The organism is Fibrobacter sp. UWB13 (genome assembly GCF_900177805.1).
Classification (GTDB): domain Bacteria; phylum Fibrobacterota; class Fibrobacteria; order Fibrobacterales; family Fibrobacteraceae; genus Fibrobacter.
In genome coordinates this window covers 1,785,322-1,804,351 of record NZ_FXAX01000001.1, presented here as the reverse complement: position 1 = coordinate 1,804,351, position 19,030 = coordinate 1,785,322, and the positions used below count along the sequence as shown (strand labels likewise).

The window sequence follows — 19,030 nt, the reverse complement described above, 5'->3', positions numbered from 1 at the left end:
AAAAAAGATGCCCGCTTACTTCGACTGCGCTCAGCACAGGCTCCGGCGGGCATGACATTATTGTATCGTCATCCTGAACGAAGTGAAGGATCCAGTTAAGTCTTGTTCTTTACTTCTTCTTTTCTTCGTCTTCGGCGTGGGAGCGCGCGAACGTGACCTTTTCTTCGCTCTGTTCTTCGAGCCTGGAGGTGATGAAGTCGTAAGCCTCATCGACGGTGTCGCAGAACTTGAAGAGCTTGAGGTCTTCGGGATTGATCATGCCCGTTTCGGCGAAAAATTCCCAGTTCAGAGCCTTCTTCCAGAACTTGGAATCGAAAATCACGACCGGCATCTGCTGCGCATACTTATCGGTCTGGATAAGCGTGAGCATTTCGAAGGCTTCGTCGAGCGTGCCGAATCCACCAGGGAAAATAACGAGCGCACGAGCCATGCGCAAGAACCAGTACTTACGGACAAAGAAATAACGGAACTGCAAGTTCAGTTCGTCATCGATGTACGGGTTGCAATGTTGTTCGAAAGGCAGCTTGATGTTCAAACCGACAGAAGGCGTACCCACGTCAGATGCACCGCGGTTGCCGGCTTCCATAATGCCCGGACCACCGCCCGTCATGATGGCGTAGCCGTGGTGGCGCTTGTTAATCCACTTGCCGAGCTTGGCAGCGAGTTCACGAGCTGCATTGTAAGAATCAGCGACTTTGGAGAGCCTGTCAAGCCTTGCAAGTTCCTTTTTATCCTTGCAGCCCTTGCGGCGTTTTTTGATTTCGTCGGGCGGAAGTGTGCGTGCCGAACCAAAGAACACGATAGAATTCTTGATATCTTCTTGTGCAAAAACTTGTGCAGGCTGGAAAAATTCAGAAAGGAATCGAATGGGGCGTGCGGCATCGCTTTCCATGAATTCGGCGTTGTTGTATGCCATCTGCCCTGGAATCGTGCGTACTTTTTTCGGTGCCATAATGCGAACCTCTTAATTAAGTTTAAATTGATTCATTCTTGTCATTCCCGCGAAGGCGGGAATCTCCTATTTTCTTTTAAAAGGGAGATGCCCGAATAAATCGGGCATGACATTGTTGTATCTTATTGAATAATATACGATAAAATGGCTTTAGGGGCGAAAAAATAAGGTTTTTATCTTCTTACTTGGACTAACATTTATATATTAGTGGTATGCTAGTAAAAATGTGGACAGATAATTTTGTCATTACGGGCGAAATCGACACGCTGCGTGACGAACGCCTCACGGACTATATCCGTGAAAACAAGGATTTTATTGCGGTGACGCAGGTGCGCGTTTGCGACAGGAATGAAAAGGACCTGTTCCGTACGCACTTTCTTAACGTCAGCACCAGTCACATCGAGATCATTCTCCCGGCTGAATAATTACCATTCAATGGCAATCTTTGCGACGAGGAAGCGGCGGGAGACTTCATCGAGCTTGGCCGGGTCAATCTCAATGCCAAGCAGCCCTGCAAAAATGACAAACGGACTAGGGGTTGTCCCCTGGTTGTTACACTTGACGCGCACAACCATTGTGCCGTTCTGAATATCAATTCCTAAAATCTGCTCGTTCAAGTCCATCTGCTGACCGCGGTGGTTCGTGACAATAGGCAATTGCTTTTGTTCGAACTTTTGCATAAGGTCGGCGGGGATGCTTTCGGGCGTGTGGCGGTAGACCATCGCTTTCGGGAAATGCTTCGAGAGCTTTTCCTTCAAAGGCTCGATATCCACGATTTCCATGCCGCGCGGGAACGGAGCGCTGAGCTTTGCAATAATGGCGGGTTTACCTTCGGCGGAGAGGTCAAGCTTTTGCAGTAAATCAACGCTAATGACTTCGCAGTAAGTCTCAAGTCCGAGCGGCAAGGCACCCATGTTCACAATGCGGGGCTTCGGGCTGAAGCCTTCGCTGAACTTGATCGGGATGCCTGCGCAAATGAACGTGCGTTCGAAGAAACTAAGCATGTTGTGGTGCGGCAGGAATCGGCTGATGCCGGACTTCTTGAACGTAATCTTGTAACTGTAGCTCACCTTCTGGCTCGGGCGGCGTTCTGCCACGAGCTTCTTGATTTCTTCAGGGGTACGGCTCGGCGCCTTGTGGCGCACAGGGTCGTCGGCGAGGACGATTTCTTTGCCGAATCCCGGGATACCGCAAGCTTGGCAATCACCCCATTTGCAGTTTGGCACGGGTGCGGAATTCGGATCAAATGCCTTTTCCCATTCGCGGCGCAAGTATTGCTTTGTCGTGCCTGCGTGAATAAAGTCCCACGGGAAGACTTCATCCTTGTCGCGTTCGCGGTAGACCCAGTTCGTGTCGTAGCCGCATTCTTGCCAGACTTCGAGCCACTTGTTAAAGTCAAAACGGTAGCTGTCGCTTTCGAAGATGATGCCCTTCTTGTAGGCGGCGTAAATGACAGGACCAAGGCTGCGGTCGCCGCGGCTGTAGACTGCTTCCAAGAAACTTGTTTCCCAGGCCGCCCAGTTGATTTTCACGTTCGGGTGCTTGAAGAACTTTTCGCGCACGTAGCGGATGTGCCCGAGTGCTGTTTCTTTGTCCATAAACGGAGCCCATTGCAGGCCCGTAAATGATTTCGGAATGAGAATGCCGATGCTCACTGCAATTTGAATGCCGCGGTTATACTTGCGCCCGATTTTCACGAGATTGAAGATGAGCTCGCAGAATGCCTGCATATCATCCAAGTTCTCTGTCGGGAAACCGATCATCGTGTAAAGCTTGATCTTGTTGAACCCACTGGAGAATGCGTGTTCGGCGGCGTCGTACATGTCCTGGTCGCTGATGGTCTTGTTGATCATCTTGCGGATGCGTTCAGAACCTGTTTCCGGTGCGAACGTGGCGCTACGACCGCCTTTGAGCGCTGCTACTTTTTCAGCAAGACTTTGTCCAAAACTGTTGACGCGGATACTCGGAAGGCTTACGTCTACGTTGTCATAAAACGGGTCGTCAATGATGGAATCCGTGAGCGCTTCGACCGGCTTGTAGTCAGCGGTAGAAAGCGACAAAAGACCGAGTTCGCGTTCGCCTGTGGCTTGAATGCCAGCCTTTGCAATGTCCAAAACATCGTCCGGATTGAGCTCGCGGCACGGCCTGTACCAAATGCCCGCCTGGCAGAAACGGCAACCCTGCGCGCAACCACGCATCACTTCCACGCTAAAGCGGTTGTGGACAAGTTGCATGTTTGCAATCAAGTTCTTGATTGGGTAGTCTTTGGGGTCCAAAACCGGGATAAACTGGCGGCGTACACCGTTCGTCTTCTCGTAAGAGCCCTTTGCAGGTTCCGCAGGCACAATCACGCCGTATTCGTTCTTGACGACCTTTGTCAAGCTCGGAACGTAAACGCCATCGATTTTAGACAAGTTTTCCAGAATCTGGGCACGTGAAAGTCCCGCCTTGCGCCCTTCGCCAACGCAACGCACAAATTTGACAATCAGCTTTTCGCCATCGCCAATCATGAACGCGTCAAAGAAATCGGCGACCGGTTCGGGGTTGCCCATCGAGGGTCCGCCCGAAACGACAATCGGGTCGCTCTCGGCACGGTCTTTTTGCCATGCAGGAATCCCTGCAAGTTCAAGCACGTACGGCACGTTTGTAAAGTTGAGCTCGGTCTGGAGCGTAAGCCCCACGACTTCGTAATCCTTGACCGCCGTATAGCTCGCGTGCGTATAAAGCGGAATATCGTACTTCTTCATCTCGGCGGCCATGTCGTCCCACGGCGCAAAAGCCACTTCGCAAAGCAAATCCGGTTCGCGGTTCAGCACATGGTACAAAATTCTGAGCCCGTTGTTGCTCATGCCGATTTCGTAAGTGTCCGGGAACACAAACGCCATGCGTGCAAGCATTTTGCTGTGGTCTTTGATGACGCTGTTCGCTTCGCCGCCCATGTAACGGGCGGGGGATTCTACTGCGGGGAGTGCAAGTGCGATTTTCTCAAGGATTGTCATGTTGTTAAATATAGAATAGAATGGGGAAGGGTTGTCTTTTTACGAGTGATAATCTATATTCAGGATATGGCTGACAAATACAAAATCCCATATGTGAATATGTGCATCCGGCTTTTTGCGAAGCGTTTTCGATTGTCGCTTCAGGCTGCAGCAAGTTATTTATGTGATTTCAAAGGCGTTCGTTTTCTCGATGAATGCTATTCTTCGGAACACCTTCTTCCTGTAGAAGATGCATTGAATGACTTGGTTGTTGTTTGCAAAAATAATGGGGGCACAATTGGATGATTCTTTATCATGGGACAAATAGCGATTTTTCTGAAATAGATTTGAAGAAAACAAAGCCTTATAAGGACTTTGGAAGAGGCTTTTATGTGACTGATATCCAACGTCAAGCGTATGAGTTGGCTAAAAATCGTAGTCGTATTTTTGGAGGAAATCCTGTTGTCCAAGAATATGAATTTGATGAAAGTATTTTTCAATCAAATCAATTGAGATTATTACGATTTGAAAAAGTGTGTGTTGAATGGGCTGAATTTATTTATAAAAATAGAAGTAGTTCTGCTAAGTTTACTCATAACTATGATATTGTTGTAGGTCCGATTGCTGATGATGGAGTCGCTTATTTGCTTAATATGTATGAAGACGGCCTACGTACGTTAGAAGAGTTGGCTAAGGAACTTGAGTATAAAGACTTGAATAGTCAATATTGCTTTTTAACAGAAAAGGCTGTTTCTCTTTTGCGGAGGGTTAAGTAATGACTGCGGCTCAAAGCGAATCATTGGTTTCGAGGATTGTTGAAAAAAATGTTCAATCTTTGATGAATGAGTTTTCTTTGGATATGGAAACAGCTTTCAATTTTGTTTATAAGTCAAAGATTTTTGATTCTTTAAATGATCCTAGTACGGGATTGCGGGCTCGAAGTGCTGATTACATCTATGAATTCGTTCGCGAAGAGTTTTTGCAAAAGGGCTAAGTTTTATATCGCACATTAATAGTTCCATCCTTTTTGTATCAATGAGTATCGTAGAGGAACTTCGCTTTTAAGGGGCTGTTTTAAAAATTCTTTACAGCCATGCCCTGTAATATTTTAATATTATTTATGGTATGAATATCGTTAAATATATCTTTTGGTTGGTCGCCTTTTTGATGGGCGTTATTGCTGCATATGTAGTCCCCGAAGAAACTATGTCCATCGGGGCGAAGTTCATATTTGTCGGAGCTTGGGGCGCAGTGCTCGGCTTCGTTTTTTATACCGTCTGCAGCAGGCAGATTGAAGCCATCGAAAACGATTTTAACGAGGTGCTGAACAAGCCGCAGCCCAAGGACACGCAGTTCGTGTCGGTCCGCCTCCAAGAAGAAAAGAAAAACCCGCTCCCGCCGGGTGCAATCCCCGCCGCTGAGGCGCTCAAACAGCAGCCCGTGCCCGCCTCCATCAAGAAGCTCGATGCAGCCGCCCTCAAGGTCGGGTTCCCGCTCGAAGCCTGGAACGGCTTTAAGATCGGTATTCTGCGCAACCGTCCGTTTACCGAAGTCATCGATGCCATGCAAAAGCTCTTGCCGGAACTCTTCCCCGAAGCTTCTGGCGTACTTTATATGTACGGCGGCGTGCAGACTGAACTTTCTCAGATTTTCCGCTTTGGCCCAAACGTCATCAGTGACGAAACCGTGCTCCCGGCTGAATGCGCAAGCTTCAATACCGGCGACATCGTCGTGACTGACTATAGCTCTCCTGAAGTCTCTAGCGGTTGTACGCACTTGCACCACCGCCCGAAGGGCATTGCCATTTGCGCCCCGATCGAAGGCCTTGAAGAACACTTCGGCATTCTGACACTCCAGGTCGATAAGCTCCCGGAAACCGAAACCAAGGAATACTGGCAGGCGAAGGTGAGCATTGTCGCTACCGCGTTTGGACTTTATGTGGCGAACCAGGACCTGAGCATACGCTTTGAACAGCACAGCATCCGCGACGTGCTGACCGGTCTTTTTAACAAACGTTATATGGAAGAATCGCTCAGCCGCGAAATCACTGCTGCCGTGCGCCACAAGTCGCCCATTGGTATCGTGATGCTTTACCCCGATGCAATCCCTGCCGTGCAGAACGCCCAAGGCCGCCACGCCGTGGAACAGCTTTTCTGGGAACTTGGACAGCGCTTGCCGAGCTACATCCGTGGCGAAGACATCCCGTGCCGCTACTCCGATGACGTGTTCTGCGTGATTATGCCGGGCGCTGACCTCAACATCACGAGGAACCGTGCTGAACGCATCCGCAATGAAATCTCGCAGCTCCAGATTGCCTACGGTGAAGGAATCCTCGCGACCACGCTCAGCATGGGCGTTGCCGTGATGCCGACCCACGCAAACGATGCCGGCTCGCTCATCTACACCGCAGAAGCCTCCCTCCAGATGGCAATGCAGGCCGGTGGCAATCGCGTCGTCGTTGCAAATTCTGTGATGAAGTAATGTCATTCTGACGCCGCCTATTACGTCATGCGTTATATCGTCGTTCTGACACTGTTTATTACGTCATCCTGAGCGCAGCGAAGGATCCAGTTAATTCTAGAAAAGCCTCCCTCGGGAGGCCTTTTTTTGTGTATAACCGTGCTAAAATGGAAGTTGACTTCCTGTTTTGCGCGGATTTTTGAATTCAGGTCGGAAAAAGTGTATGATTTGGCCGATTTTAGCCCCGAAAAAATGTTAAATAGTGCAGAAAAACGCTTCTATGTTGAAAAAATGGAATTTTTATTCATGTTTTATGTTGAATTTTTGTAATTTTTGGTGTATTTTTATGTTGAATTTTTTGTAATTTTTCTCAAAGAGGCGAATAAATGTTGTTCAAACGTAAGGTTTACGATAAGTTGCTGGAATGGAAAAAGTCTTATTCGGGACGGTACGCTTGCTTGTTGGAAGGAGCCCGTCGTGTGGGAAAAAGTACCATTGCTGAGGAATTTGCGAAAAATGAGTATGACTCCTATATTGTAGTGAATTTTGCAAATATAACGGAGGAAATGCTTGATGTTTTCAAAGATATAGCGAAGTTGGATGTTTTTTTCTTGCGACTTCAGGCTGAATCGGGAATATCCCTCAAGGAACGAAAATCTGTCATTATTTTTGATGAAATCCAGCTGCAACCCAAAGTTCGGCAGGCTATCAAGTTCTTGGTAAAGGATGGTCGTTACGATTATATTGAAACTGGATCACTCATTTCTATAAAGAAAAATGTTCAAGGGATTGTAATCCCCTCAGAAGAACATCGGATAAGTGTGTATCCCATGGATTATGAGGAATTCATGTGGGCTATAGGGAAGGACCCGAATACCATCCGAGAGATTTATAAGGCGAATACGGCTATTGGAAACTCGACAAACAGAAGTTTAATGCGAGATTTTAGGCTTTATATGGCTGTAGGCGGTATGCCCCAGGCCGTAGAAGCGTATATTCAAAAAGAAAATTTTGAATATATCGATAATGTAAAAAGAAAAATATTAAATCTGTATTTTGAGGATTTGAAAAAAATTGATCCGACAGGTCGATTGTCTAATATTTATAAGGCAATTCCTAGCCAATTAGCCTTAAAAAAGAAACATTTTGTCCTATCTTCTGCGATTGGAAAACGGCAAACCACAAAAGATGAAAGTCGTTTCTTTGAATTATTGGATTCAAAGACTGTTCTTTGTTGTTATCATGTTGCTAATCCCGATTCGGCCCTTGCTCAAACAAAAGATTTGGACCGATTTAAACTGTACGCGTCTGATACCGGGTTGTTTATTTCTTTGATGTTCGACGATTCGAAACAAGCTAATGAAATATATGCAAAACTTTTAAGCGACAAATTGGATGCTGATCTTGGTTATCTGTATGAAAATGTTGCAGCCCAAATTATTACCGCTAGAGGCAAAGAACTTTATTACCATACCTGGTTGAAAGAAAACAGTTCCCATTATTTTGAAATAGATTTTTTGCTTTCTAAAGGAAACAAAATTATTCCTCTGGAAATTAAGTCTTCTGCTACACGAAACCACGAATCTATTGAAAACTTTGTAAACAAATATTCTAAAAAAATATACAAGGAATATCTGTTTTCTCAAAAGGATGTTGCTCATGTGGGACAATTGCTGTTAAAACCGCTGTATTTGCTGCCTTTTATGTTGGAAGAATTTTAGTTTTTAGTGATAATTATCTTTGAAAGTAAAGAATCTTAAACAAATAGGATTAAAACCAGTGTGATCACCATCACATTCTCGGTGTTTATATTCCAAATTGGAATATAAAAAACAGATGAAAATCCCTTTTTCGTAAAAAATTATCTATATATAGTTCATCGGAAAGTTTGGTTAATATTTGCGAAATTTTGCGAAAAACGGCACTTTTAAGTTGGAATATACTGAGTCATGACAAAAACGTGACAAAAGTTTGACAAAAGTGTTGCTTTTCGGAAAAAAAGTGGATATATTACTGAATGTAAACGAGCAATAACGCTCAAAACAAGAATGTGTCACAAAAACAAGGAGAACACACTATGAAGAAGCAAGGTTTTACCCTTATTGAATTGATGGTCGTTATCGTGATCATGGGCATTCTCGCCGCCGTCGCAGTGCCGAAACTGTTCGGTATGATCGCTAAGTCCAAGGCCTCTGAAGTCGGTCCGGCTGCCGGTGAATACGTGAAGCTGCAGGATGCTTATGTAAGCGAAACCGGTCTGTATATCGGAAAGTGGAATGCTATTGGTTATACGATGAATACTCAGACTCCGTCCTTTGATTATGCAGATAAGGTTACTGGAACTGATATTTCTGTCGCAATTCCGACTTCTGCTACAGCAGCATGGGAAGCAAAAGCTCGTGTTGGTTTGAATGACTGCACTGCAAACTCTACATGGACTCTTTACGTAAAGAAGAACGGCGATGCCAATGGTCTTAACTGGGGCGCAGGCATCAAGAAGGGCGCTGCAGGTTCCAACACCTCTGATATGGATTCTGAATGCTCTGTGCTGACTCCGCAGTTCATCAACCTCCGTCAGGGCACAATGTAATTTAAACATTGTTTAAAACAAAAGAAGAAACCCGCCATTTGGTGGGTTTTTTTGTGTGTAATCGGTTTGTTTTTTGCAAATATATTGCATTGTGCCAGCTACAGCTGAGTCCAACTTCGTGAAAGATGGAGTAGCGGGTCTAATTTGCGTACAATGCCGGAGTGTATGCGATGCCATTTCCGCCATCAGAAGAATTCATCTGAAGCTGCCATTTGCACTTGTCTGCTTCAGTACAGTCGTTGAGTGTAACTTTTTTTCTTCCTGCCAACAATCATATTTACTGTCAAAAATGCAAGAGTTGTCGTACCACCATTGTCGGTAGCAGTTTAACCAGCGTAAGTGAAATTGGCTTTGGATTCCATTTTGTAACCAATTCTAGTTCAGTTCGCGACAACATTGCTTTCAGAAACGTATGTATCCTGCAACTTCATGAAGGATATGGCTAAATATTGTGTCACTTCGCTCATTTTTGCTCAATTATTTTGAAAAATACCTTACGCACTATTGGTGATTAGATCATTTTTTTACTTTGCGTACTATTGAAATGATAGACTCTAGAAAAATTGACTCTATTGACTTCTTTTCCGAAATATTCTATATCATATATGGCTATGCAAAATTTAACCTACACTCTTATAAATAAGGAAACTCCCCTTTGTGACTTCATCATCGAAGGTGAAGGTGAACTTGAATTTTGCAAAATCGTTAAAACATATGCAGCCTTACCATTCTGGTGTGATCCGCTTTCTACATGGGTTGCGAACAGAAGTGCGGCAAAACACCGTAGCCACGTGAATAAAATACTGGAATTATGCGGTGGTAAAACAAAAAGCGGTTTTATTGCTCTTACGCATTGCCTCTCTTTAACCGACACGCTTTGGGTAAAAAGCGAACGTGAAAATATTTCTTGGAAAGATGTAAATCTGTATGAAAATCGCTTTGATGAAGTAATTTCGAAGCTATCTTTTGATGGAAATGGGTTGTTTGGAATTCAGATGTCCACAACGTCTCCTGAACTCACTACCGACGGCGCCTACGACAAATGCTGGCTGAATGAAAAAGATGGAATTCATCTTATAAAAACGGGTAGCTCAGGAGCTAGGAACGCGGGATTAGAGCCCTATGGTGAAGTTCTTGCAAGTCAGGTCTTTGAAAAAATTTGTAATTCGGTAAAATACGATTTGCGAAAATATGATGGTCGAGTTGTTTCCGATTGCAAAATTTTTACAAGTCAGGCATGTGGTTATAAACCTGTTAGCCTTTTCTTGAAGAATGGTGTGAAATACGGACTTCCCGAAACTCTTGAAATTTATCGCGAATTTAATTGCGAAGACGAATTCCGCCGTATGGTCGTGGCGGATTGCATTACGTTGAATTCTGATAGGCATTTTGGAAATTTCGGTTTCTTAGTGAACAATGAAACCTTTGAACGCACTGCAATGAATCCGTGTTTTGACTTTAATATGGCTTTTGTCCCTCTTGCCGAAGATGGCTTTGATTTTGGCGTACGCGCAGACGGATCAAAACCGGACTTTGACGAATACCTGTCGAAGCGAGGCCCTGTAATCGGTAGTGATTACGTTGCTCCAGCCCGTGCAATTCTCACGTCTGAAATCAAAAAATGCGTAGAGGAAATACGCGAAACTCCGCTATCCGTCCCGTGTGATGACAAATTCACCGAAAAGCGTCTTTCGCAGATGAACATGATAAAGAACGTTCAATGCGAACGAATTCTTGGTTTTGATTCAAAGTGGAAATTTTAAATTTCCGTTTGAATTAATTTCCCGTTCTTTAATTCAGAATCTAGCAAATCGTAATTGTAGGCGGAACTTTCCGTACAAAGGCCTGTTGATGGATTTTGTAGCAATTCAAAAGTTTTTGAGTTGTAGATGAGGCTCAATGCCGACTGTAGAGAAATACTACGTTCTTCCATCAGCCATTTAGCCATGTCGCTGACAATTCCCTCAACTAGAAATTCTTGTTTTGGCATCATACTTAAAAATCACAGCACAACATCATTGAATCTGACCTCCGTTTCTTTGACAGATTGCGGTCAAATCTTCTACGGTATCGTCGAATGAAAGCAAATGTTCAGCCCCATAGTGAGCTTCTAAAAAATCCATCCCCTTAAAAAGGCTCAGATAATTAAAAGCCTGCTTTACCGAAAGCGCTTTGGCTTTCGCAAATTCGCTAATAGCAGCCACAGTCCATATTATTTGCTTTTCCATATAGAGAAATATATAAAAATGAGTAAAATGGTCAATAATAACCATATACACGTGAAGTTGCAGGATGCTTATGCAGCCGAAACTGGTGCTGTTGGTAAGTGGGCTAACATTGGTTATATCGCTCCGGGTGCAAAGCAGAACAATAGTTCTGAAAGCTACTCTACCACAGTTTTTGACTATACCAATTCGTTCAATGGTGCTAACGATGGTTCAACCATGGTTGGTTCTATCAATTCCGAAACAGAAGGTTGGAGAGCAACAGCTAAAACAGCTTTGAATGATTGCAAAATTTCCAGTTTTTGGTTTATTAAGTTCAACAAGTCTGGCAATGGTGCTTCTGTAAGTTATACTGCTGACGTCGATCCGAATGGTGGAACCAAGACCGATTGTACTTCTTTGACTGCAAACTTCTCAAACATTGGTCATGAATAATCATTGTCTGAGTTGATAAAGAACTTCAAAAGCCTTCCCTTTCGGGAAGGCTTTTGTTATATCATAACCATTTCTGTTATTTAGCGTTTTTTGTTGTTTGCTACTTGCTTACACTAGATAGATTACAAAAAACTACTTCACCTCAACAAACTTTTTCCAAGAGCAGAACGGGTAATCCAAAGAATTCAGGCAACATATTTCTATGATAAAAAACAAATATGTTTTATGGCATCTTACATTTTCCCGTTCGGGAATATTTTTTAATTTGCCGCATGACGAAATATTGATTTTCCCGTTCGGGAATATTATATTTAGAGCATGAAAATTCAATCGCTCAAAGACCTTTCATCGCAGATTAGGGCTCGCCGGAAAAGTCTGGGTTTTACTCAGGCCGAATGCGCTGCATTTTGTGGAGTCGGTACCCGTTTTCTTTCTGAATTGGAGAACGGAAAAGACTCCATTCACTTGGGAAAAACACTTCAAGTCTTGAAAATGCTGGGCTTGAATTTGCAACTATCTGAGAATGGGGCTAAGTGATGAAATTAGCGGTTTATTTGGGCGAAAATCTTGCAGGGCATTTGACATCTACAGCCGACAAAGGTGTCGTTTTTTCGTATGATTCCATATATTTAAATGCAGGACATCCACCTATTTCCTTATCGTTGCCTTTGGGGGCAAATGAATTTACGCAGAGAGAATGTCTTCCGTTTTTTGAAGGACTTCTTCCTGAGGGCGATGTAAAGAGAAGAATTTCTGATTATTTGCACATTTCTGAAACAAGCACGCTCAAGCTATTGCAAGAGCTTGGTGGCGAGTGTGCGGGACTTGTTTCAATTTTACCAGATGGCGAAGAAAATAAAACAAAAAACGTTTATGAATTTTCTTCCCAAAATTACGATTCACTCTCTGAAAAAAAACTTGCCGAATACATTACGAATATTAACACTCGACCACTGTTGAAGGCAAAAGAAAAACTTCGTCTATCATTAGCAGGTGCTCAGGAAAAATTACCGCTAACTTATGTTGACGGGAAATATTATTTGCCAAAGAACGGGGCTCCATCAACGCATATCGTCAAGCCTACTGGTAGTGGTGAATTATCTAGCTTGGCCGCGAACGAATATATCTGTACCAAGCTTGCTGAATACTGTGGGTTACCGACTTCAAAGATGGAGCTCAAGCGAATTGGCGATGTGGAATTTCTTTTGATTAATCGTTATGACAGGATTCGTGATGAGAACTGTTTCTCGCGAATTCATCAAGAAGATATGTGCCAAGCTCTTGGAATTTTGAGTGATAGAAAATATCAGAATGATGGAGGCCCTGGCATTGCTGATATCTATAAGCTCATTAAAGAAAAGACGACTATTCCTCTGCTAGAAACAAGAAACTTTTTACGATATGTTGTTTTTAACCTTATTATCGGAAATTGTGACGCCCACGGAAAAAATTATTCTTTACTGTTTCGCGATGGGACCATTCGCCTTGCTCCGATTTATGATGCAGTCTGTACCATCGTTTACCCCAATTTGACTCGTAAATTTTCAATGAAGGTTGGCAAACATTACGAAATCAAGAAAGTCAATCTTGACGATTTTGGTTTGCTTGCTGAAGAAATGGGGTTAAAGTCAAAAACAATTCTAGATTGCTATTCTGATATAGCCGAAAATGTTGCCGATGCGTTCGAAAGACTCAAAGAAGACTTGTCGTTAAAAGAGCATGGACAAACGTTAGAGGCTGTTGAAAAATCTGTTTTGAAGAATTTAAAATTCCCACTCTGAGTCAAAGTCGAGAATTCGTTCGCATTGGACGTTCTTTATCATGTTCATCTGCGAAAGACGCTTCTCGGTGAATCAATCATCACATGACACTGTTAACGGTGTCTCTTGCAATGAAAAAAAAGGAACTTTCATTCATTTCGAAAGTTGTTTCGTTGACAATTTGGGCAAGTTGTTAATCCTGCGGAACCTATTTTCGTTATAAACAGGAAAATGCAACATCGCTTCGTATGCCGCTTTCGCTTTTTTTTGCAAAGATTTCATTTCCATCTTCGTCATACTATAAATATAAACAAAACAACTAGTTTAAGTCGGCTGGCTATATTGCTTTTGTTGGTCATTTTTGGATTTTCCCTAAAAGGGAACCGTTTTTAAGACCATATAATATTGTAAAAAACGTTTTTTTTGCATAAATACCCAATTTTTACACCACTTCCTACGTGAAGTTGCAGGATGCATATGCAGCCGAAACTGGTGCAGCAGGCAAGTGGGAAAATATCGGCTATATTGCTCCGGGTGCTAAAACAAGTTCAGAAAGCTACAACACTAACGTGTTTATTTATGAAAATAAATTCCTCGGTACAAATAATGGCTCCATCATGGTTAATGCATTAGGCGGTACACTTGTAGATGCTTGGGAAGCCAAGGCAAAAACAGCTTTGAACGACTGCCCAATTAATTCTGTTTGGCATGTTAAGATTGCTGCTGCGGGCACGGGTGCAACTCTTAAGTTTTGAGCTTCCATCGATGGCGGAACAGCATGTTCCTCTTTGACCGCAAACTTTAAGAACATCAGCCACGACTAATCGTCTGATTTAGTAAAAAACTTCAAAAGCCTACTCGAAAGAGTAGGCTTTTGTTATATCATAGCAGAATCTTTCAGGCGCTTAAACCTATTTTTACAAAAGTTTTTCAAAAACAGGTGAACCAAAATCTCCAAAAAAGCGTGTTAACTATATGGATGGAGAATGTTTCTTCGTTCAAAAAATGGAGATTTTAGGATGAATATAGATGACGAATCCTTATTCGAAACATATGACCGTATAAATGATGTTGAAAGCGCTAGAAAAAAATTTGAGGGGCAAAAATACCTGGATCCTCGATGCGATCCCGCATTTAGGGCTCTGCTTGACAGCGAAGATGCGCTCGTGAACTTTCTGAACGCAATTCTGCATTTTGAAGGCGAAAATGCGATTCATTCGCTGACTTATACCGTTCAACAGGATGAAGTTTTTCATTTGCCAGAACCATACCGTGTTAAGTTTGATATAGGAGCCAAGACCAAAGCCGGAAAGCGAATTGATGTTGAAATGCAAAAGCTCAAATTGAACGATTACATTGACCGAATGATGATATACAATGCTTTTTTGTTATTGCGAGCGAAGAACGACTACAATAAAGAAATAGACTTTCAGAATATGCCTGACGCCAAAAAGAAAAGGTTCCGCTACAAATTACCAGAAATCTATTCTATTTGGATTATGGATTACCCTGTTCAGTTTATGGAGAATGTTTATAGAGATGAAGTCGGCCTTTATAACCTGTCCAGTGTCGGCAAGGAAAGCTGCATTCCCATTTCTACGAAAAATAAGTATATTATTGTAGACCTTACCAAGTTTGACAAGTCAAAAGACAAACTCGAAACGGATGAAGACCGTTGGCTTTACATACTGAAGAATGCAGGATCTTCAAGTTCGCTACCGGAATTCGATAATCCCACTTTCGAAGATGCTCTAAGGCGAATTGAATGTGATACGGCAAGCGACGAACTCTTAATCAGGCAGGCGAATATGAAAGATTTTCTCTATGCATATAGTGATGCTATTGATGAAAGCTTCGAAAAGGGAGCAGAACAAGGGCGTGATAAAGAGCGTACGGCAACTGCGCTTGACATGCTCGCTGATGACAAGCCAATCGAAGAAATCGTAAAGTATTCGCATCTACCTAAAGAAAAAATATTGGAATTACAAAAGACGCTGGCAACTAAAGCCGATAAATAACGGAATCGGTTATATATCAAAAGCTCTCCCATTCGGGAGAGCTTTTGAAGTTCTTTATCAAATTAGACGATTACTGACCGATTTTCAAGAAGTTAGGAGTCAAAGAACTGCAGTCATTACCGTTTTCAATCTCCGGAGTATACGTGATGGTAGAACTTGCACCGGCAGCTGCAATTTTAACAGTCCACTTAGAACCAATTTTACAATCGTTCAAAGCAGTCTTTGCTTAGAGCAGTGCTATTGACCATTGTAGTTCCCTTGTCCGTATCTTTTGGTTGGAATTCGTCAGTATAATCGAATGTGGTGGTAGTATACTTTTTACCATTTGCCGAAGCATCTTTAGAACCCGGTCCGATATATCCAATGACCTTCCATGTACCAGCGGCACCTGTTTCAGCTGCAAAAGTATCCTGCAACTTCACGTAGTATGTGGTTATTTTAGATAATGAAAAAATTAGTTCAATATTACGAACGGAACCCATCGCTTGTAGAATCGTTCCTGAAATTTTATGGGGGAGAGAATGGGGTTGTGGTCGCCTTGAACGATGAATCTTGTTTTGGGGTGCTTGCTGGCTAGATTTGCGATATGCAGGAGTGTGTTAGTTAGTTGCGCTGTGTAGGCAGAGTCAACAGCATCTGGATTGCTGTAATAAATGTTTGTGAATCCTGATAATGGAAATTTTGTATCTAGGGTTGTCCATGCGATAAAATGCGTTTGTGTTGTATCGGCAAGTATGCTGTCAATTTTGTTAATTATTTGAATATCGTTTAAGATGCTGTTGTTTGTATCTTTGCCGTAAACGGCTTCGTTAAATCCTATGTTTTTAATGTACTTGTATCGTTGATGTTTTAGACTGTCTCCACCGAAAAGGAATGTTGTTTTATAGCCGATGCTATTAAGAACTTGGGGCAATAATATTGTGTCGCGTTTTCTAGTGACGGAATCGTGTGTGATTACTTGAATTAAATCTTCTCGTTCGGCAGTTTTTGTGCGGCTGTACATTCGATTGTGTATGCCGATGACTGTGGTAATCCCGTCGAATATTTCGAGTTGTTTTTCGAAACGCTGAATGTCTAGTGGAGCGCCCCAGCTTTCTACAAGGATGATGACGTTGCTGCGGGTTGTATCAACGTAATTTCTTGTGATGAAAACTGAATCTGTGACTGCAAATTTGTTGCGAAATTCGTTAGTGATTTCGCTGCGTTGGACTGGTCTGGGTGCGGTTCTTTCTAGGTAGTCTATGGTAGGAAATTGTGCGAGCGGTTGCGCTGCATATTGGTTGTTCGCTTCTAAATGCAGAATTAGTGCAACGAAGAGAATGAAACATATTGCGTTGAATTTGAATGGCTTGATTTGCCAAACCATCACGATGGCGAGTCCACAAGTGACGAATGGGATTGTTCCGTACCAGCTTGTGCCCCAATTTTTTATAGAAAGTAGATTCTGTAAATCGAGCCAGGCGATTGCGAAAAGTGCTGCTATGAGCAGCGCAAATGCTGTTACCATGCCAGCGAAGGCGTGTGAATTTTTCTTGAGTTTATTTTTTATAAATACTATGAACAACAGTAGTGCAAAATACTCATAGCCGAATAAGCCGCGCACGATGTTTTGCCCTTTCTCGAAGGTCATTAAGAAAGGAACAATAGTGATAAGTGCACTTGCAATTAGTGGATACAGAAGGCGTTGCATTATTCAGCCTCCTTGATTTTATTGGCTAATCTGTACTTGAAGAATTTCATTTCGCCGATAGACTTGAGCGTGTCAACGGCTACGCTATCGTAATAATGTCGTTGCAAAAAATCGATAAGACCGGCCTCGTTTAGAACAATGACATTGTCTTTGATGACGTCTTTTATAGGATTGGTGATTCCAAATTCTTTGAGTGCGTTGGTTATTTCGGGGAGGTATGGGGTCCAGTAGCCGAAGGAAATTGTTTTGCGGTATGTGCCAATTGGCGTTGCTAAGTAGGGCGGGTTTCGATGGTGGCTGAATCGCATGAACGCGTTCATGGAAAGTAAGAACATCTTGTCAGGTTGGCTGTCTATATAGTGGAATACTTGAGCGTAGTCGGTGGAGTCTTTTATCGCTAATGTGCGCGTTTCTCCAGAACTTGGATCATGGACGATTTTACCGGATGTTGCGTAAGAGAATGTATTTAAAATTGCTATGATACTGAGCACTGCGATGACGGCTTTTTTTTGTATGTCGAATTTTATTTTCCCTAAAATAGGGATTGCCAAGACTGATGCGTAAAGCCAAAAACCGCTTTCGACGCGGTACACAAGGCGTCCCATAGCGAGTAAGTATGCCATCAGTGCTAGTATTAGTGCTAGAGATGCCCATAGATATAAAATTTTTTTAGGGTTGGTTGCATAGACTACTATGCAGAGAATAAACCAAATCCAAAAAAGTGGAGCGTGCAAAGAATGTGAAAGTGCTTTAAGTATGTTGCGAGGAATACTTTGTATCGGATTGCGGTCTCGGTATGGTGGGATAATGTCTGTGTATTGTTTGAGGCTGTCTACTGAGAATACTTCTGTATCGTATAGCACCCATTCAGTAAGCATGTGATAGTCTTTGCCTGAAAGTCCAAATTCTTCGACGTCTTCGTAAACTGCGTTTTTGTGGTAATTGCGGTTGTCGCCTAGTGTTACGCGAGGTACCTGAAATTTGTTGAAAGCCTCGTATTTGGGCGACTTGTATATGTTTTGATCGAAAGCATGCATACCAAATGCGCCTGCCAAAAGAATTGTTAGGCTTGCAATGACGTGCCACTTGGCAGACCAACATTTGCGTATAATAAATAACAACCCTAGACAAAAGAATGGCATGCCCATCAAGAAAGCTTGCCATCGCATTACGGAACCCCAAAGCATGAGTATTGTGCCCAAAATAAACGGAGCTGTAGTTCGAAGGTTGCTCCAAATGTCGATGCGAGCCTCGTGGGGGGCGTGGCTATCTAGTGCGTTCTTTTTTGAAATAATGCCGTATGCAAATAGCAACATTCCAGCAGCACTCAAAATAGAGGCACATTGAGTAAATTGAACCACCAAATAAAAGTCGCTTGCGAAAAGTGCGGTAAATAGGGTTGTTAAAATTGCTCCCCAATGTTCTCTGCATCTCTGTAATAATACGTATCCAATGACTGTAAACGAGAGAAATACAGAGAACATTTCGCCGATGTAATACCATCCGATTTTCGGGAATAGGTGATAAAGGGGTAAAAGAGCGTATCCGTAAATGGCGTTGACGAAAATCAAGTGTGGGTTATAATCTGTGCCGAGTGCGCCAGTGAGGCGTGCTGCCATAAAGTAATCGTCGATAGCACCAAATTTAAGATCGCCAAAAATCAGGCATAATGCTAAAAAGAACAGATTGATAACTAAAGAGAAAGAGAGTGCTCGTTTAAAAGGCATACCGTTAATATAAAATATATGCGCTTTTTGATGAAAAAAAACTTGTTGTAGAGACTGAATTAAGTGTGAAAAAGTAATAATTTGCGTATTATTGGCGTTTTTTTTTGAAAAAAAACTTTGCGTATTATTGAAATTTGAGGTGTATTGACAATTAAAATGCATATAAATATATTATGAGTTAAATCGTGAATGCGA

The 19,030-nt window shown here is 42.7% G+C and carries 22 protein-coding genes; 13 read left to right on the top strand and 9 right to left on the bottom strand.

All coding sequences use genetic code 11. The features are described from left to right. Positions 1-109 precede the first annotated feature (109 nt). Positions 110-952 carry an LOG family protein gene (locus B9Y77_RS07575; protein ID WP_085491077.1) on the bottom strand — a complete coding sequence of 281 codons (843 nt, stop codon included), beginning with the start codon at positions 950-952 and terminating at the stop codon, positions 110-112. 212 nt (positions 953-1,164) lie between these two features. Between B9Y77_RS07575 and B9Y77_RS07570 the strand changes: the two genes are divergently transcribed. After that, positions 1,165-1,377 (top strand): DUF6812 domain-containing protein, encoded by a 213-nt coding sequence (locus tag B9Y77_RS07570; protein ID WP_015732184.1) that lies wholly within the window; start codon positions 1,165-1,167, stop codon positions 1,375-1,377. On the opposite strand, the gene B9Y77_RS07565 is transcribed toward B9Y77_RS07570, so the two are convergent. Continuing rightward, on the bottom strand, positions 1,378-3,951 hold the full coding sequence (locus B9Y77_RS07565; protein ID WP_085491076.1) for a TIGR03960 family B12-binding radical SAM protein: 2,574 nt from the start codon (positions 3,949-3,951) through the stop codon (positions 1,378-1,380). A 66-nt stretch (positions 3,952-4,017) separates the two neighbouring features. On the opposite strand from B9Y77_RS07565, the gene B9Y77_RS07560 reads away from it, so the two are divergent. From B9Y77_RS07560 to B9Y77_RS07535, 6 genes are all read left to right on the top strand, one after another. Next, positions 4,018-4,236: a DUF3791 domain-containing protein gene (locus B9Y77_RS07560; RefSeq protein ID WP_085491075.1), complete on the top strand. Its 219-nt coding sequence runs from the start codon at positions 4,018-4,020 to the stop codon at positions 4,234-4,236. Continuing rightward, positions 4,233-4,706: a DUF3990 domain-containing protein gene (locus tag B9Y77_RS07555; protein ID WP_085491074.1), complete on the top strand. Its 474-nt coding sequence runs from the start codon at positions 4,233-4,235 to the stop codon at positions 4,704-4,706. The genes B9Y77_RS07560 and B9Y77_RS07555 overlap by 4 nt, the downstream gene beginning before the upstream one ends. Next, a complete protein-coding gene (locus B9Y77_RS07550; protein WP_085491073.1) occupies positions 4,706-4,924 on the top strand; it encodes a hypothetical protein in 219 nt (72 codons plus the stop codon). Before B9Y77_RS07555 ends, B9Y77_RS07550 begins: the two co-directional genes overlap by 1 nt. A 131-nt stretch (positions 4,925-5,055) precedes the next feature. Next, positions 5,056-6,411: a GGDEF domain-containing protein gene (locus B9Y77_RS07545; protein ID WP_085491072.1), complete on the top strand. Its 1,356-nt coding sequence runs from the start codon at positions 5,056-5,058 to the stop codon at positions 6,409-6,411. A gap of 365 nt (positions 6,412-6,776) precedes the next feature. Continuing rightward, a complete protein-coding gene (locus B9Y77_RS07540) occupies positions 6,777-8,111 on the top strand; it encodes an ATP-binding protein (protein WP_085491071.1) in 1,335 nt (444 codons plus the stop codon). Positions 8,112-8,467: 356 nt separating this feature from the next. Further along, positions 8,468-8,980: a type IV pilin protein gene (locus tag B9Y77_RS07535; protein WP_085491070.1), complete on the top strand. Its 513-nt coding sequence runs from the start codon at positions 8,468-8,470 to the stop codon at positions 8,978-8,980. 139 nt (positions 8,981-9,119) lie between these two features. On the opposite strand, the gene B9Y77_RS16200 is transcribed toward B9Y77_RS07535, so the two are convergent. Next, positions 9,120-9,248, bottom strand: coding sequence for a hypothetical protein (locus B9Y77_RS16200; protein ID WP_254899961.1), 129 nt, complete (start codon positions 9,246-9,248; stop codon positions 9,120-9,122). Between the two features lie 337 nt (positions 9,249-9,585). Here B9Y77_RS16200 and B9Y77_RS07530 point away from each other — a divergent pair, with 337 nt between their 5' ends. Next, the gene (locus B9Y77_RS07530; protein ID WP_085491069.1) at positions 9,586-10,743 is read left to right on the top strand and encodes a HipA domain-containing protein; all 1,158 of its coding nucleotides are present in this window, start codon (positions 9,586-9,588) and stop codon (positions 10,741-10,743) included. Here the strand turns inward: B9Y77_RS07530 and B9Y77_RS07525 are convergent. After that, a complete protein-coding gene (locus B9Y77_RS07525) occupies positions 10,740-10,970 on the bottom strand; it encodes a hypothetical protein (RefSeq protein ID WP_217807223.1) in 231 nt (76 codons plus the stop codon). The genes B9Y77_RS07530 and B9Y77_RS07525 overlap by 4 nt on opposite strands. Before the next feature lie 25 nt (positions 10,971-10,995). Then, on the bottom strand, positions 10,996-11,208 hold the full coding sequence (locus tag B9Y77_RS07520) for a DUF3791 domain-containing protein (protein WP_085491470.1): 213 nt from the start codon (positions 11,206-11,208) through the stop codon (positions 10,996-10,998). Positions 11,209-11,226: 18 nt separating this feature from the next. Here B9Y77_RS07520 and B9Y77_RS07515 point away from each other — a divergent pair, with 18 nt between their 5' ends. The 5 genes from B9Y77_RS07515 to B9Y77_RS07495 all read left to right on the top strand — a co-directional run bounded on the left by B9Y77_RS07515 (position 11,227) and on the right by B9Y77_RS07495 (position 15,418). Further along, positions 11,227-11,640 (top strand): hypothetical protein, encoded by a 414-nt coding sequence (locus B9Y77_RS07515; RefSeq protein WP_176221722.1) that lies wholly within the window; start codon positions 11,227-11,229, stop codon positions 11,638-11,640. Positions 11,641-11,958: 318 nt separating this feature from the next. After that, the gene (locus B9Y77_RS07510; protein ID WP_085491066.1) at positions 11,959-12,177 is read left to right on the top strand and encodes a helix-turn-helix transcriptional regulator; all 219 of its coding nucleotides are present in this window, start codon (positions 11,959-11,961) and stop codon (positions 12,175-12,177) included. Then, complete coding sequence (locus B9Y77_RS07505) at positions 12,177-13,421, top strand: type II toxin-antitoxin system HipA family toxin (protein ID WP_085491065.1); 1,245 nt, start codon at positions 12,177-12,179, stop codon at positions 13,419-13,421. The genes B9Y77_RS07510 and B9Y77_RS07505 overlap by 1 nt, the downstream gene beginning before the upstream one ends. A 437-nt stretch (positions 13,422-13,858) precedes the next feature. Then, positions 13,859-14,155 carry a hypothetical protein gene (locus B9Y77_RS07500; RefSeq protein ID WP_085491064.1) on the top strand — a complete coding sequence of 99 codons (297 nt, stop codon included), beginning with the start codon at positions 13,859-13,861 and terminating at the stop codon, positions 14,153-14,155. A gap of 264 nt (positions 14,156-14,419) precedes the next feature. Then, a complete protein-coding gene (locus B9Y77_RS07495; RefSeq protein WP_085491063.1) occupies positions 14,420-15,418 on the top strand; it encodes a PD-(D/E)XK nuclease family transposase in 999 nt (332 codons plus the stop codon). A gap of 70 nt (positions 15,419-15,488) precedes the next feature. On the opposite strand, the gene B9Y77_RS15940 is transcribed toward B9Y77_RS07495, so the two are convergent. From B9Y77_RS15940 to B9Y77_RS07480, 4 genes are read right to left on the bottom strand one after another with little or no spacing between them, the layout of a single operon-like run. Beyond that, positions 15,489-15,632 carry a hypothetical protein gene (locus B9Y77_RS15940; RefSeq protein ID WP_176221721.1) on the bottom strand — a complete coding sequence of 48 codons (144 nt, stop codon included), beginning with the start codon at positions 15,630-15,632 and terminating at the stop codon, positions 15,489-15,491. After that, complete coding sequence (locus B9Y77_RS07490) at positions 15,619-15,900, bottom strand: hypothetical protein (RefSeq protein ID WP_139829273.1); 282 nt, start codon at positions 15,898-15,900, stop codon at positions 15,619-15,621. Before B9Y77_RS07490 ends, B9Y77_RS15940 begins: the two co-directional genes overlap by 14 nt. After that, entirely contained in the window at positions 15,873-17,108 is a 1,236-nt protein-coding gene (locus B9Y77_RS07485) for an alkaline phosphatase family protein (RefSeq protein ID WP_085491061.1), read from the bottom strand. The genes B9Y77_RS07490 and B9Y77_RS07485 overlap by 28 nt, the downstream gene beginning before the upstream one ends. Next, positions 17,108-18,997, bottom strand: coding sequence for a hypothetical protein (locus tag B9Y77_RS07480; protein ID WP_139829272.1), 1,890 nt, complete (start codon positions 18,995-18,997; stop codon positions 17,108-17,110). The genes B9Y77_RS07485 and B9Y77_RS07480 overlap by 1 nt, the downstream gene beginning before the upstream one ends. Positions 18,998-19,030 lie beyond the last annotated feature (33 nt).